This is a genomic window from Roseovarius sp. BRH_c41, assembly GCF_000961715.1.
GTDB lineage: Bacteria > Pseudomonadota > Alphaproteobacteria > Rhodobacterales > Rhodobacteraceae > Roseovarius.
Genome location: NZ_LADY01000004.1, coordinates 1 through 13878 on the forward strand (window position 1 = coordinate 1; position 13878 = coordinate 13878).

The following is a 13878-nucleotide window of genomic DNA, read 5'->3' on the forward strand; positions in this document are numbered from 1 at the left end:
GGGCGCCGGGCGGGCAGCGCGGGGCGCCTCGCCCGGTTCCTCAAGCGCCGCAGCGTGGTCAAGCCAGACGTGGCCACGGGCGCGCATGGCTTCAATCGCCGCTTGCCCACCTTGATCGGGAAGGCCAGAAAGCAGGTTCAGGATACGGTTCAACCAGCGCGATACCACGGTTTCGGCATCGGCAGAGCGCACGGAACGGGTGAGCCAGACCTCGGGTGCGGCAATCGCCTGTTGGAAATCATGCGCCGAAAGGCCGATTCGCCGCTCGGGCAGCAAGAGACCCACCTGATGACGCAGGGCGCGGTTGAGCCATGGGTCGGCTTTGGGGGATACGGGCCAGCTGCCCTCATTCAGTCCGGCGAGGATCAAGAGATCGGCCCCCTGAACGCGCGCCTCAAGCGTGCCCCAGATGAGGATATGGGGGTGCGGATCAACAGGATTGCGCACCTCGCGCGCGCTGAGAATTTTGTGAAAGAGGCTGGAATAGTCACTGGCGCTGAGCGTGCCTGCGTGATGTGCCTCGGTCTGCAACTCGGTCACGGCCTTCTGCGCCTCTTGACCGGCATCCTTGAGCCAGAGCGTGCCGGAGCCCGTGCCATGGCAGCCGTGGGCGATCTGTTCAGCCAGTTCCAGATGCGCGGCGACACTGTTTTCAAGCGGCATTTCACCGGAATAGTCTCTGTTCACGAAGCAATCGCAGAGCCAGTTGACCCAATCGGGGATGAGTTGATCCCTTTGGCCCGCACCCCAGGCGCGCAGGCTGTCTTCGGTCGGATAGGGCGGACCATGGCGGCGCAGGTGCAATTCCAACTCGCGGGTCAGGCGCAGATGCGTGCCACGTTCCGCCCCCTGATGCGCCAACGGATGCTTGAGCAGGGTCAGCAGCGATTCGGCGCTGAGCCGGTTGCGGAAAAGATCGGCGACATGACGCAGGAAACGCCCCGGCGGCGAGAGGTGCAGCGGCAGGCCCGCACTGTCATCGGGCAGGATATCCCAACGGTCAAGCGCGGCGGTCACTTGACGGGTGAGGGTCCGGTCGGGGGTGATGAGGGCGGCGGTGCGCCCATCCTCTGCCGCCTGACGCAGGCGCATGGCGATGGCGAGCGCCTCTTGGCGTTGCGACGGGGCCTCGACCAGCGTCACATCGGCCATAGCCCCGGTGATGTCGCGCAGATGCGGACCATCGCGTAACCATTGATCGGTCACGGGGGCCGGGCGCAGGGCCAATGACACCAGCGCGTTGCGTGCCGGATTGGCGGGGCGGGTGTCGGACCACGGCCGGATATCGACCGGCATGATCCCGGCCCCCACCGCCACGCGGCAAAAGCGGTATTGCGGATGATCCTCGGACAGCATGGCATCGTCCAACGCGTCCCAGACCGGGGCGGGCGTGTCGAAATCAAAGCCGGGCAGCACCACCGCCCCTTGCGGCAGGCGCGCAACCGCCTGCATGAGATGCTGCGTCGCCCCGCGCGAGCCGGTGGAGCCTGCGAGGATCACGGGATGCTTTGGCGGCATTTCGGCCCGGAGGGCCGCCAGACGCTCTATCACGAGCCGCTGACGGGTTTCCACATCGGGGGCGGCACCGCCCGCCTCGAAATAATGTCGGACGATGCCGAGAAAGGATTTGATCCGGGCCCAATGGCCGGATTGGTCGCTGACATCGAGCGCCTCGATGGCGTGCGGCGACACGCCTTCGCCGTGCATTTCGTCCATCAGCCCGGCAAGGCTATCGGAAAGGTCGTAGATCGCGCTGCGCGGGGCCAAATCAGGGGCGCTGTCGAGCAGTTTGGTGATCAGCCGCACCAGTTCCAGCCTGCGGCGCAGGGGCGGCACCGGATCGGGGATATGGGCCAGATCCCACAGTTCTCCGAGATCGGTCAGGAGGCTGATGCGCGGCAAGAGGCAGGGGGGGCCTTGGTCGAACAACTCGCGGATGCGGCGGGCCATGCGGCGGGTGTTGACGATAAGTTGCACGCGCGCGAGGGTTTCGGGCGGTTGGCCTGCGTGACGCGCGCGCAGGCCCTCGACCAGAGCGCGGGGGAAATCCACGCCGGGGGGGATGCCATAGAGGCGGGGGGCGTCCGAGGGGTCAAACATCGGCGGCGGCAAGCATGGATTCGGCCAGTGCGATCCCCTCGGGGCGACCGACATCGCACCAATGGCCGGGGTAGTCGGCGGCGAAGAGCCTGCGCTCGGCCAGCATCATGTCCCAGAGACGGTTGAGGGAAAAGGCACGCTCGGGGATGGTGTGAAGCAGGTCGGGCTTTACGATCTGAAGCCCGGAATAAACAGAGCCCGGGCCGCGCGTGGCGCGCCCATCCGGGTCTATCTGGAAATCGCCCGTGCCGGAATGGCCGACTGCCTGCGCGCGCGGGATGCAGAGCAGAAGCGCGTCCATTTCTGCGGGGCGCCAGAGGCGTGCGAGGTGGTCGAGCGGATTGGGGCCGCGCCAGACGGCATCGGTGTTCATGGTAAAGACCGGGCCGGGGCCAAGCAGCGGCAGCGCGGCGCGAAGTCCGCCGCCGGTTTCCAAAATCTCAGGCGATTCGAGAGAGAAGCGGATAGCGCGCCCCGCCAGATGCTGCGCCAGTTGATCAGCCAGATAGTGCAGGTTCGCCACCACCGGGGCCGCGCCATGCGCCGTGACGAGATCCAGCGCGTGGTCGATGAGCGGGCGACCTGCCACCTCGATCAGCGGTTTGGGACGGGTCGCGGTCAGCGCCCCCATGCGCGTGCCGAACCCGGCGGCAAAGAGCATCAGCGGCAGGCTCATGGCGCGCGTTGCGCGCGCAGGCGCTCTCTGACGGCGGGTGTTGGCGCAGGTAGCACGGTGCGCAAGAGATCGGCAACCGGGGCAAGCGCCGGGTGATCGAGATCCCGTTGCAGATGGTCCCAGACGCGCGGGATGAGGTCGATGTATTGCGACTTGCCATCGCGCAGGCAGAGGCGGGCAAAGACGCCGAGGATACGAAGATTGCGCTGCGCCCCGAGGCAGTGATAGGCGGCCTCAAAGGCGGTTTTATCCGTGCCGGTTGCGGCGCAATAGCGGGTAATCATCGCAGTCTGGAGCGGTTGGGGCACATCGCGGCGGGCGTCTTGCAGCACAGAGACCAGATCATAGGCCCGGTGGCCAGTCATGGCGTCCTGAAAATCCAGAAGGCCGACACGGGCCGCCCCAACGCGCGCCGGCAGCCAGAGCAGGTTCTCGGCGTGATAGTCGCGCAGGACGATCACATCGGTGGTTCCGGAGTGCTGGCGCAAGACACTGTGCAGCGCGGCGAGAGCTTCGGCGCGCTGTGGGCTGTTTTCACCCGTAGCGCCAGTGAGATACCAGTCAAAGGCGAGGGCCGCCATTTCGGTCATGGTGTCTGGGCCGTAGGGTTTGAGACCCTCAGGCGGGGGCGCGCGGTGCATTTCGGTCAGCACATCGGTGGCAGCGGCGTATAGCTGTTGCTCCATTTGTGGCGCAACCGGGATGACGCGGGCAAAGAGTGCGTCGCCCAGATCCTCAAGGATCAGGAAGCCGCGCGCCTCGTCCTGTGCAAAGACCTGTGGGGCGCTGAGGCCGAGCCCGGTGAGATAACCGGCAATCTGCAGGAAGGGGCGCACATCCTCGCCACGTTCGGGTGGCGCATCCATCAGCACGGCATGCGCGCCGGTGTCGCGCCGCAGCCGCAGATACCGCCGGTTAGAGGCATCGCCTGCCAAAGGGGAAAGCGCCGCATCGGCCCAATCAGTCCCGGCGAGAAAGTCCTGCATCAGGGCAGTGCGGTCAGTCATTCAATAGCCCCTCTAGTCGCGGTCCCCACCTGTCATCCTGCCACGTCAACCGCAAGAGGCGGCGATCCTCTGCGCCGGGGTCTGTCAACGGGTCGAAATGCAGCCAGAGGGCATCCATCGGGGTCAGGTCCCCGAGACGGTCGGGCCATTCGATCAGGCAAATGGCGTCGGAAAACGCCTCGGTCAGGCCCAGTTCGACAAGCTCGATTGCGTCGCTCAGGCGGTAGAGGTCGGCATGCCAGATGTCGGCCGTCCGCCCCGGATAGGTCTGGACAAGGGTATAGGTCGGTGAGGGCACATCTTCGGGGGTGATCAGCAGGGATTGAATCAGGCAGCGGGCGAAATGGGTCTTGCCCGCGCCCACGCCGCCCGAGAGCAGGAGCGTATCGCCGGGTCTGAGCCGGGGTGCTAGGCCTTGGGCCAAGGTGCAGGTCGCATCGGGGCTGGCGAGGGGGATAAGGACGTGGTGATCGGACATGCTCCGACACTACACACGCCGCGTTCGCCCGCAACCCGGATCAGCGTGCGGGCAGGCCAACAGCGCCTGTTGATGCGCTTTCCCGGCTCTTGAGGCAAAGCATGAATTGGCCTCGACCAAGCGGCACCACCCGCACGTCCGCGCCCTTTTGACCCGGTGGGCCGGCGCTGTCGTGGAGAGTTGCAACCAGACGCCGCGTCGTGATGCGATCCTCGATCTCCGGCCAGAGGCCGGGATCGGGATAGCGTGCGCTGCACGCGCTGATCACGTCATGCAGCCTCATCTCGGCAAAGGTGACATCCGGGGCAATCCCCAGCATCTCGCCAAAAGTGGTGTTGCAGAAGAGAAGACGACCATCCTGCGCGAGCACGGCGATCCCGTCCTCCAGCCGGTCGATGACGGATTGGTGCAGGTCCATCTGGAGCCTGTGACGCCGGGTGACAGAGACCTCGAGCGAGATATCCTCGAACATAAAGGCCACTGCGCCATCGGGATGGGGCCGTCCTGTGACGCGGTAGGTCTGGCCCGAGGGCAAGGTCCAGACCTCGTGATAGAGACCGCCCGTGGCGCTTTTGACCATATCGGCGATCTGGCCGCGCCAGCTTGCGTAGTTTTTGGGTTCGGGCATCACCATCCGGTCGCGCAAGGCGTCGAAAAAGCCAAAGAGACTCGGCCGAGCGCTGAGAAATTCAGGCGAGAGACTTGTGAGATCGGTCAGCGCGGGATTGAAGACCGCCAATGTCTTGGCCCGGTCGAACACCACCAGCCCGGCAGTCAGATCGGCAAAGGTCTTGCTGAGCGTTTGGACAAAATCACGTTGCGCTGTTTCGGCCCGGATCAGGCGTGTGATGTCGAAGGCGTAATGAATGGTGCCGGACTCTGTGCGGGTCACATGCAGATCATACGATTGATCCGCCGCTCCCCCTTCGCCCGTCAGGGTCAGTCGTGTCCGCAGGGTGCCACCGAGGTCCGGCAGATCATCGGGAGGTCCCGTAAGGCGCGCGGCATGTCGAGGTGCGATGGCGCGGGCGCTGTCATTCTGCCAGATCACAGTGCCGACTGCGTCCATTATCCAGACGGGGAGCGGCGCGCTCTGCGCGGCGAGAGATTGGGATTGTAAATCGTGGTGGTGACAGGCCTGGGCGTGGCGGGCGGCGGCATCGGCGGGCGGATCGTCCCGCAACACGGCGCGCACTGTCTCGTTCTGACGGGAGAGATGGAGTTGGGCCGCGCCGTCCGACAACAACCGAAGGCTCTCCCCGTCGGTCAGATCCTCATACCCGTGCGGCAAATTCCCAAACCGAAAGCCCATCCACCTGCGAAACCGCGCCCAGTCGGTCTCTGCCTCGCGTGCGTCGGGAAGGAGCAGGTTGGCAGCGTCGTGATCCACCAGGATTCCGCCCCGAAAGAGAAACACCGTCTCTTGCTTTCCGGTTTCATCAGTGGCCGCGGTAGGCGCGGTACGGCCCATCAGCCAGAGCGCAACCATCGAAAGCATCAGAGCCAGCGGCACCAGAATGGCAATATCCCAAACGGTCATGTCAGACATCCGCATCCCTCGCAGGCTGTTTCCGAGAGCGAGCTTGGCGCAGAGTGGTTAAGGGGCGATTAACGTCAGTCGGGATCAGCCGCGAATGGGCTGGTTCACTCCCAAGGCCGGGTTGAGCGCGCCCGATGGGGCCTCGATGGCGTTGCGGGGCCATGAGACCTCAACCATGGCCCCGGTGCGCGTTGCATGGCTGGCCTGCGTGCGGAACGAGTCCGAGCCGTTGGCAAAGGTGAGATCGGCGCCTGACCGCTCCAACAGGGTTTTGGCGATGAAGAGACCCAATCCCATGCCTTCGTATTCCGGGCGCTGCGGATCGCTGGTGGGCGCACGGCGGCGGATGAAGGGGTCGCCGATGCGCCCCAGCATGTCCGGCGGATAGCCGCGCCCATCGTCCATGATCCGCAGCGTGATGGCATCTTCGGTCCAGCCGCTCTCGACCCATACATTCTCGCGCGCGAAATCCACAGCGTTCTGGATCAGGTTGCGCAGGCCGTGAATCACTTCGGGGCGGCGCAGCACAGTCGGCTGGGTGATCAGATCCCCCTCGCCATGATCGAAATGAATCAGTTTGCCCCGGTCGACATGCGGCTCTGCCGCTTCTTCGATGAGCGCGGTCAGGGGGGCGCTGCGCAGGTGCAGATCATCCTTGCCCACGCGACCCATGGAGCGCAGGATGTCGCGGCAACGGTCGGTTTGCTGCACGATCAAGAGCGCATCCTCGCGCAGGTCCGGGTGATCGGTCAGTTCCTCCGCCAGTTCGGCGCTGGCCAATTTGATAGTCGCGAGCGGCGTGCCCAATTCATGCGCGGCGGCGGCGACCACGCCGCCCAGATCGGTCAGTTTCTGTTCGCGCGCGAGCGCCATTTGCGTGGCTTGCAGGGCGTCTGACATGGCGTGCATTTCCTGTACGATCCAGCGTGAATAGACCCCGAGAAAGAGGACCGCGATGACAATGGCCACCCAGTTGCCAAAGCGGAACACATCCGGCATCGCCAGAACGAACCCATCCTGAAGCCGCAGCGGCAGGTAGAATTGCATCAAGAGCGTGACGATCATGATCGCCATCGCGCCGAGAAAGGCGGTGGAGCGCCCCGAGAGGGCAGAGGCCGACACCGTGACGGGACCGACGATCAGGATCGAGAAGGGATTGTGCAGCCCGCCAGTGAGATAGAGCAAGAGCCCCAGTTGCAGCATGTCGAAGAGCACGACCAAAAAGGTATCCTGCTCCGACAGGCGCTTGTTCTCGGCAAAGACGAAGGCGGCGACGAGATTGCTTGCAATTGAAACCCCGATCACCAGAAAGCAGAGGCCGATTTCCAGATCGAGGTGATAGACCCGTTCGGCGATGATCAGCGCCGTCGCCTGACCCACGATGGCCCACCAGCGCAACAGGACCAGCGTGCGCAGCCGGATCCAATTGCCGCGTTCGCGGGATTTGAACAGATCAGGTGAGGGATGAGCCATATGTGCGCCTGCGTCCCATTGCATGCGGGGGAGGGGATGTTACATAGGCCGAACGTTGCACTCTGCCCGTTCGAACGCAAGGACATCCCATGACCCGCCTGATCGCCATGTCTGCCGCTGCTGTCTTGATCTTCGGTTTGGGGATCACCTATGTCATGACGATGGGCAAGACGGGCGATGACCAGTTTGCGCAATGCCGGGCGTCGAATGTGGCGGGCGGGGCTGCACAGATCGGTGGAGCGTTCACCCTTGTCAGCGAGACCGGCGAGACGGTCACAGACAAAGAGGTGATTGATCAACCCGCTCTGATCTATTTCGGCTACACCTTCTGCCCGGATGTCTGCCCCTTGGACGGGGCGCGCAACGCGGCAGCGGTCGATCTGCTGGAGGAGCGGGGCGCCATGGTCAAGCCGGTGTTCATCTCGATCGACCCAAAGCGGGACACGCCCGAGGTGATGGCTGAGTACACCGAGTATCTGCATCCCCGGATGCTGGGTCTGACGGGCAGCGAAGAGCAGGTGCGCGCCGCCTCAAAGGCGTATCGCACATTCTTTCAGGCGCATAAGCCGACCGAGGGCGAGGAAGAGTTTTATCTGGTGGACCATTCCACCATGACCTACCTGTCTCTACCTCAGCACGGCTTTGTCGAGTTTTTCCGCCGTGACGTGACTCCAGAGCAAATGGCTGATCGCGTTCAATGTTTCATTGACGCAAGCTAGAATAGCGCGTTTGTTTGACGCAGGTCATGCAGCGGGCTAGAACCTACGACAGCGTTGCGCAACAGGAGGATCGGCATGGCCGACGACATGCAGGACATCGGTGAAGACAGGTCGCTTCTGCTGGTTGACGATGACGAGGCATTTTTGAAACGTCTGGCCAAGGCCATGGAAAAGCGCGGTTTTGAGGTCGAGACCGCCGGATCGGTCGCCGCCGGGCGCGCGATTGCCACGGCACGCCCCCCCGCCTATGCGGTGTGTGACCTGCGGTTGGAGGATGGCAACGGGCTCGATGTGGTCGAAGTGATCCGCGAAAAGCGGCCGGATAGCCGGATCGTGGTTCTGACGGGCTACGGCGCAATTGCGACCGCGGTCGCTGCGGTCAAGATCGGGGCCACGGATTATCTGTCCAAGCCAGCAGATGCCACCGACATCACCAACGCGCTTTTGGCGAATGGTGCCGAATTGCCGCCGCCGCCCGAGAACCCGATGAGCGCGGACCGGGTGCGCTGGGAGCATATTCAGCGGGTCTATGAGCTGTGCGATCGGAACGTGAGTGAAACCGCGCGGCGTCTGAATATGCATCGGCGTACATTGCAGCGGATCTTGGCAAAGCGATCTCCAAGGTAGTTTCTAGCGATTTAAAAGCTCGTCATGCTTGTAATCGGGTCACTTTGAGACGACAGACCCTATTTTTAGCTAAGATTGTTTTGGAAAAGCTCGTATTAATCCTGAGGGACTAATGTTGAGCAATTTAGAGCGGGCAGCAGGGCATAATCTTTGGGGGCATGGCAGTCATATCGGATGCGGTTGCGACGCAAGCGTGCGAAAATTCGTGCGTTCCGCAAGCATTTCTCACTGACTCCGGTCATCAACCGCACCGAACGGATCAAGCCGGGCGATGTCCTTCTGTTCTCGACGATGCGCGATGAGCATATCCGCCTGCCCTATTTTCTGCGCTATTACAGAGAGTTGGGGATTTCGCATTTCCTGATCGTGGACAATGGCAGCACCGATGGCGGCGCAGAATATCTTGCGGCCCAAGAGGACGTATCGCTCTGGTCCACGAAATCGAGCTACAAGCGGTCGCGATTTGGCGTGGATTGGCTCAACTGGCTTCAGGGTAAATATGGCCACGGCCATTGGACTCTGGTGATCGATCCCGACGAGTTCTTTATTTATCCTTTCTGCGACACGCGGCCCATTCGCGCGCTGACCGACTGGCTGGATACCTCTCAGGTGAAATCCTTTGGCGCGATGCTGCTCGATATGTATCCCAAAGGGCGGATTGACGCTGTGCCTTATCAGCCGGGCCAGAACCCGATGGAGATTGCCGCGTGGTTTGATCCCGGTAATTACATCGTTGAAAAAAACAAGTTTTACGGCAATCTCTGGATTCAGGGCGGGCCACGGGCGCGGGTGTTTTTCCCGGATAATCCCAAGAAGGCGCCGGCGCTCAACAAGACACCGTTGGTCAAATGGGACAGGCGCTATGCCTATGAAAGCTCGACCCACATGATCCTGCCGCGCGGTCTGAACCTGACCTATGACGAATGGGGCGGGGAAAAGGCAAGCGGCATCCTGCTGCATGCCAAGTTCCTCGACACCTTTACCGTCAAGGCCGCCGAGGAGCTGACGCGCCGCCAACATTACTCGGGCAGTGTCGAATACAAAGCCTATGCCGAGATTGTGAAGGATAATCCCGAACTTTGGTGTAAATGGTCGGAAAAATATATAAACTGGCGGCAATTAGAAATTCTCGGGCTCATGTCCAAAGGAAATTGGGCATGAGCACAGGGGCAGTGAGTCGATGAGCGTAGGCATCATCATGCTGGTTCACACGGCCTTTGGTCGCGCCGAACAGGTGGCGCGCCATTGGGCGGCGTCGGGCTGTCCGCTGGTGATCCATGTCGACAAGGCGGTGCCGCGCAAGAGCTACAATGCCTTTGTGCAGGCGCTTTCGGATATGACCGATGTGCGCTTTGCCCCACGCCATCGCTGTGAATGGGGCACTTGGGGTCTTGTCGCCGCAACGCAGGGGGCTGCGGAAATCATGCTGCGTGATTTCAAGGATGTGCGGCATGTCTATCTTGCCTCCGGGTCTTGCCTGCCCTTGCGCCCGGTGCAAGAACTGATCGACTACCTCGCGAAACGGCCCCATACCGATTTCATCGAGAGCGCCACGACGGCGGATGTGCCCTGGACCATCGGGGGATTGGATCAGGAGCGATTCACGCTGCGCTTTCCCTTCTCATGGCGCAAGAACCGGTATCTCTTTGACAAATACGTGGCGCTGCAACGGTTGGTGCGGTTCAAGCGGCGCATCCCCAACGGCATCGTGCCGCATATGGGTAGCCAGTGGTGGTGTCTGACGCGCCAGACGCTATCGGCGATTCTGGAGGACCCGGACCGGCGGGGTTACGACCGTTATTTCTCCAAGGTGTGGATTCCCGACGAGAGCTATTTTCAGACCCTCGCGCGGCAATATTCCCGCCAGATCGAAAGCAGGTCGCTCACGCTGTCCAAGTTCGATTATCAGGGCAAGCCGCATATTTTCTACGACGATCACCTGCAACTCTTGCGGCGCTCCGACTGTTTTGTCGCGCGCAAGATCTGGCCCTTTGCCGACCGCCTCTACGAGGCATTCCTGACCGATCAGGCCAGTGCGATGAAGCGGACAGAACCCAATCCCGGCAAGATCGACCGTATTTTTGCCAAGGCCGTCGATCGGCGCACGCGCGGACGTCCCGGCCTGTATATGCAGAGCCGGTTTCCGGTAGAGGGGCGCGAAAATGGGCTGACCTGCGCGCCCTATTCGGTGTTCGAGGGCTTTAGCGATCTCTTTGAGAATTTCCAGCCGTGGTTGGCGCGGATGACGGGCATGCGGGTGCATGGCCATCTCTTTGCTCCTGAACGGGCCGAGTTTTCGGATGGTCAGACGGTGATGAACGGCGCGCTTTCGGACAGTGCGGCGCTGCGCGATTACAATCCGCGCGCCTTTCTGGCGAGCCTGATCTGGAACACGCGCGGCGAGCGGCAATGCTTTCAGCTTGGACCGCGCGATGTCTTTGAGGATATCGAGTGGCACATTGCGCGCGATCCGAATGCGCAGGTTTCGGTGATCTCAGGCGCTTGGGCGGTGCCACTGTTCAAATCCAACGCCAATTTCTCGGATATTCGGCGTGAGGCTGCGGTGCTGCAAAGGATCGAGAGCAAGCATCTGGAGGTGTTGCGTTCGCAATGGATCAAGGCGCGGGTGCGGATCTGGACCATGGCCGATTTCATCGAGGCCCCGATGGAGCCGTTGCAGACCATAATTGACGAGATCGGGCAGCAGAACCTGCGCGGTTTGGCCGAGGTCCCGCGCATGGCGGATCTGACCGGCTTTGGCCAATTCCTGCAAAACCTCAAGAATCAGGGCATGCATCCCTATGTGATGGGGGATTTCCCGGTCGAACAGGGGTTGATCGAACCGCAGAGTAATCCCCGCAAACCCTATCTTGTGCGATAAGGTCGAATGACAGCTATTTTTGATTATTTCGTGGTGTTCGCAGAGATGCGCACCGGGTCTAATTTTCTGGAAACCAACCTCAATGCCTTTGACGGCATCGAATGCCATGGTGAGGCGTTCAACCCGCATTTCATCGGCTATCCCAACAAGACCGAGTTACTGGGTCTGACACAGGCCGAGCGCGACGAGGTGCCAGAGCGCTTGATCGGCGCGATCAAGGGGCAGTCGCAGGGGATTGGCGGGTTTCGCTACTTCCATGATCACGACCCGCGCATTCTGGACCTGATGCTGGACAATCCGCGCTGCGCCAAGATCATCCTGACGCGTAACCCGGTAGAGAGCTATGTGTCGTGGAAAATCGCGCAGGCAACCGGGCAATGGAAACTGACCAACGTCAAGCGCCGCCGCGACAGCAAAATTACGTTTGATCCGGCCGAGTTCGAGCTGCATGTCGGACGGTTGCAGGCGTTTCAGGTGTTCTTGCTGAACCGCCTGCAAGCGGCCGGGCAGACAGGGTTCTACCTTGCCTATGAGGATTTGCAGAGCCTTGAGGTGATGAACGGTCTGGCGCGCTATCTGGGATGCACGGCGCGGCTGGAGGCGCTGGATGCCTCGCTCAAGAAGCAGAACCCGGAGCCGCTGGAAAGCAAGGTCGAGAATTTCGCAGAGATGGAGCGGGCGCTGGCGGGCCTCGACCAGTTCAACCTCACGCGCACCCCCAATTTCGAGCCACGGCGCGGGGCGGCGGTGCCCGGTTTCGTGAGCGGCGCGCGTGCGCCTCTGCTCTATATGCCGGTGCGCTCTGGTCCCGAGGCCGAGGTGCGCGCGTGGCTGGCAGCCCTCGACACTGTGCCGGTCGAGACGCTGCCCACAAAGCTCAATCAAAAGGTGCTGCGGCAATGGATGCGGCGCAAGCCGGGGCATCGGCGCTTTACCGTGCTGCGTCACCCGGTGGCGCGGGCGCATGCCGCCTTTTGCGACAAGATCCTGATCAAGGGGCCGGGATGCTATCGCGACATTCGCCGTACGTTGCGCAATTTTCACAAGCTGCCGATCCCCCAAGGGGAGTTGGACGAGAGTTATGATCGCGTGGCGCACCAGCAGGCATTTGCCGCCTTTCTACAATTTCTCAAGGCCAATCTGGCGGGGCAGACCGGTATAAGGGTGGATGCGCATTGGGCGACGCAGGCCGCCGTGCTGGAAGGGCTGGCCGAATTCGCCCTGCCCGACATGGTGGTGCGCGAGGCGGAAATGGCGGGCTATCTGGCGGCCTTGGCGCGGCAGGTGGGCTACCCCAAGCCGCCCGCGCCGCCCGCTGTTCAGGACACTGGGCCGTTTGCTCTGGCCGAGATTTACGATGCCGAGATCGAGACGCTGACGCGCGAAGCCTATTTGCGCGACTATATGACCTTTGGTTTCGACGATTGGGCGTGATTCCACAGGACCTCACGCAAGGGTGACGCGGGCGCTCTGTGCAGGAGAGGCTGAATATGGGAGGGTTGGGGGCAACCTTTCGCTGACCGGAGCCTCTGATGCGCCTCGTCTCTGTTCTTGCCCTCTGTCTGGGCCTCACCGGGCCGCTGGCCGCCGCGCCGCTCTGCGGCGATCCTGACACGCCCTGCGAGACAGCGACGGGCAGCTATCACATTGCCCTGCCCGAGGGGCCGGGGCCGCATCCGGTGCTGGTGTTTCTGCACGGGTATGGCGGGCGTGGTGGCCCTATGGTCGAAGGTGCGACGGCACGGGATGCGACCGCGCGCGGGTATGCGTATATTGCACCCAATGGTCTTATCCGACCGGCGCGCACGCGCCCAAGCTGGAATTTCCACCCGGATTTTCCGGGACAGAGGGATGAGGCGGCGTTTCTGCGAGAGGTGATGCAGGATGCCGCCACCCGGTTCGACATCGACCCCAAGCGCAGTCTCTTGGCGGGGTTCTCTATCGGCGGGTCGCTGGCCAGCTATATCGCCTGCGCCACGCCCAAGGCGTTCAGCGCCTATGCGCCGGTATCCGGCAGCTTTTGGCGGCCACATCCGACGGGCTGCGCCGGGCCTGTGCGTCTCTTGCATGCGCATGGCTGGCGCGACGAGGTGGTGCCGCTCGAAGGGCGGGTGATCCGGCAGGTCATGGGGCGCGATTTCGCACAAGGCGACGTGTTTCACGCCATGGGCCTCTGGCGCGCGGCCAATGGCTGTGAGAATCATCGCGCGGATCGGTTCGAGACAACGGGAAACTACTGGCGGCGTATCTGGACCCGCTGCACCCCCGGCTCAGCACTGGAATTCGCGCTGTTTGACGGGGGGCACACGGTGCCGAAAGGCTGGAGCACGCTGGCGCTCGACTGGTTCGAGACGCTGGACGGGCCGGGGCAGTAATC

At 62.5% G+C, this 13878-nt stretch carries 12 protein-coding genes; 6 read left to right on the plus strand and 6 right to left on the minus strand.

Annotation, left to right across the window (positions count from 1 at the left end; genetic code table 11):
• The 6 genes from addB to regB all read right to left on the minus strand — a co-directional run.
• Positions 1 to 2100: double-strand break repair protein AddB (addB, locus tag VR71_RS00985; RefSeq protein ID WP_045680418.1), on the minus strand; the 2100-nt coding region annotated here is incomplete at its 3' end.
• Entirely contained in the window at positions 2093 to 2776 is a 684-nt protein-coding gene (locus tag VR71_RS00990; RefSeq protein ID WP_045680420.1) for a nucleotidyltransferase family protein, read from the minus strand. The genes VR71_RS00990 and addB, both read right to left, overlap by 8 nt.
• Positions 2773 to 3783, minus strand: a complete 1011-nt coding sequence (locus VR71_RS00995; RefSeq protein WP_045680422.1) for a phosphotransferase — start codon at positions 3781 to 3783, stop codon at positions 2773 to 2775. Before VR71_RS00995 ends, VR71_RS00990 begins: the two co-directional genes overlap by 4 nt.
• The gene (gene tsaE, locus VR71_RS01000; protein ID WP_045680424.1) at positions 3776 to 4261 is read right to left on the minus strand and encodes a tRNA (adenosine(37)-N6)-threonylcarbamoyltransferase complex ATPase subunit type 1 TsaE; all 486 of its coding nucleotides are present in this window, start codon (positions 4259 to 4261) and stop codon (positions 3776 to 3778) included. Before tsaE ends, VR71_RS00995 begins: the two co-directional genes overlap by 8 nt.
• A 40-nt stretch (positions 4262 to 4301) precedes the next feature.
• Entirely contained in the window at positions 4302 to 5801 is a 1500-nt protein-coding gene (locus VR71_RS01005; RefSeq protein WP_296429668.1) for a PAS-domain containing protein, read from the minus strand.
• An 84-nt stretch (positions 5802 to 5885) separates the two neighbouring features.
• Complete coding sequence (gene regB / locus VR71_RS01010; protein WP_040651195.1) at positions 5886 to 7274, minus strand: sensor histidine kinase RegB; 1389 nt, start codon at positions 7272 to 7274, stop codon at positions 5886 to 5888.
• Between the two features lie 89 nt (positions 7275 to 7363).
• Between regB and VR71_RS01015 the strand changes: the two genes are divergently transcribed.
• The 6 genes from VR71_RS01015 to VR71_RS01040 all read left to right on the plus strand — a co-directional run bounded on the left by VR71_RS01015 (position 7364) and on the right by VR71_RS01040 (position 13876).
• A complete protein-coding gene (locus tag VR71_RS01015; protein WP_009816969.1) occupies positions 7364 to 7993 on the plus strand; it encodes an SCO family protein in 630 nt (209 codons plus the stop codon).
• A gap of 75 nt (positions 7994 to 8068) precedes the next feature.
• Complete coding sequence (locus tag VR71_RS01020; protein ID WP_009816970.1) at positions 8069 to 8620, plus strand: ActR/PrrA/RegA family redox response regulator transcription factor; 552 nt, start codon at positions 8069 to 8071, stop codon at positions 8618 to 8620.
• A 174-nt stretch (positions 8621 to 8794) separates the two neighbouring features.
• Positions 8795 to 9781: a glycosyltransferase family 2 protein gene (locus tag VR71_RS01025; RefSeq protein ID WP_009816971.1), complete on the plus strand. Its 987-nt coding sequence runs from the start codon at positions 8795 to 8797 to the stop codon at positions 9779 to 9781.
• 19 nt (positions 9782 to 9800) lie between these two features.
• Complete coding sequence (locus VR71_RS01030) at positions 9801 to 11501, plus strand: beta-1,6-N-acetylglucosaminyltransferase (RefSeq protein ID WP_009816972.1); 1701 nt, start codon at positions 9801 to 9803, stop codon at positions 11499 to 11501.
• Positions 11502 to 11507: 6 nt separating this feature from the next.
• Entirely contained in the window at positions 11508 to 12935 is a 1428-nt protein-coding gene (locus VR71_RS01035) for a sulfotransferase family 2 domain-containing protein (protein ID WP_045680429.1), read from the plus strand.
• A 98-nt stretch (positions 12936 to 13033) separates the two neighbouring features.
• Positions 13034 to 13876: a PHB depolymerase family esterase gene (locus VR71_RS01040; RefSeq protein ID WP_296429669.1), complete on the plus strand. Its 843-nt coding sequence runs from the start codon at positions 13034 to 13036 to the stop codon at positions 13874 to 13876.
• The last annotated feature ends 2 nt before the right edge of the window (positions 13877 to 13878 follow it).

What these genes read in the sequence shown, in the direction of transcription:
- VR71_RS01025 (WP_009816971.1), top strand. Translation starts at nt 8,795, where the DNA reads ATGCGGTTGCGACGCAAGCGTGCGAAAATTCGTGCGTTCCGCAAGCAT.
- VR71_RS01020 (WP_009816970.1), top strand. Translation starts at nt 8,069, where the DNA reads ATGGCCGACGACATGCAGGACATCGGTGAAGACAGGTCGCTTCTGCTG.
- VR71_RS01035 (WP_045680429.1), top strand. Translation starts at nt 11,508, where the DNA reads ATGACAGCTATTTTTGATTATTTCGTGGTGTTCGCAGAGATGCGCACC.
- VR71_RS01040 (WP_296429669.1), top strand. Translation starts at nt 13,034, where the DNA reads ATGCGCCTCGTCTCTGTTCTTGCCCTCTGTCTGGGCCTCACCGGGCCG.
- VR71_RS01030 (WP_009816972.1), top strand. Translation starts at nt 9,801, where the DNA reads ATGAGCGTAGGCATCATCATGCTGGTTCACACGGCCTTTGGTCGCGCC.
- VR71_RS01005 (WP_296429668.1), bottom strand. Translation starts at nt 5,801, where the DNA reads ATGACCGTTTGGGATATTGCCATTCTGGTGCCGCTGGCTCTGATGCTT.
- VR71_RS00990 (WP_045680420.1), bottom strand. Translation starts at nt 2,776, where the DNA reads ATGAGCCTGCCGCTGATGCTCTTTGCCGCCGGGTTCGGCACGCGCATG.
- VR71_RS01015 (WP_009816969.1), top strand. Translation starts at nt 7,364, where the DNA reads ATGACCCGCCTGATCGCCATGTCTGCCGCTGCTGTCTTGATCTTCGGT.
- regB (WP_040651195.1), bottom strand. Translation starts at nt 7,274, where the DNA reads ATGGCTCATCCCTCACCTGATCTGTTCAAATCCCGCGAACGCGGCAAT.
- VR71_RS00995 (WP_045680422.1), bottom strand. Translation starts at nt 3,783, where the DNA reads ATGACTGACCGCACTGCCCTGATGCAGGACTTTCTCGCCGGGACTGAT.
- tsaE (WP_045680424.1), bottom strand. Translation starts at nt 4,261, where the DNA reads ATGTCCGATCACCACGTCCTTATCCCCCTCGCCAGCCCCGATGCGACC.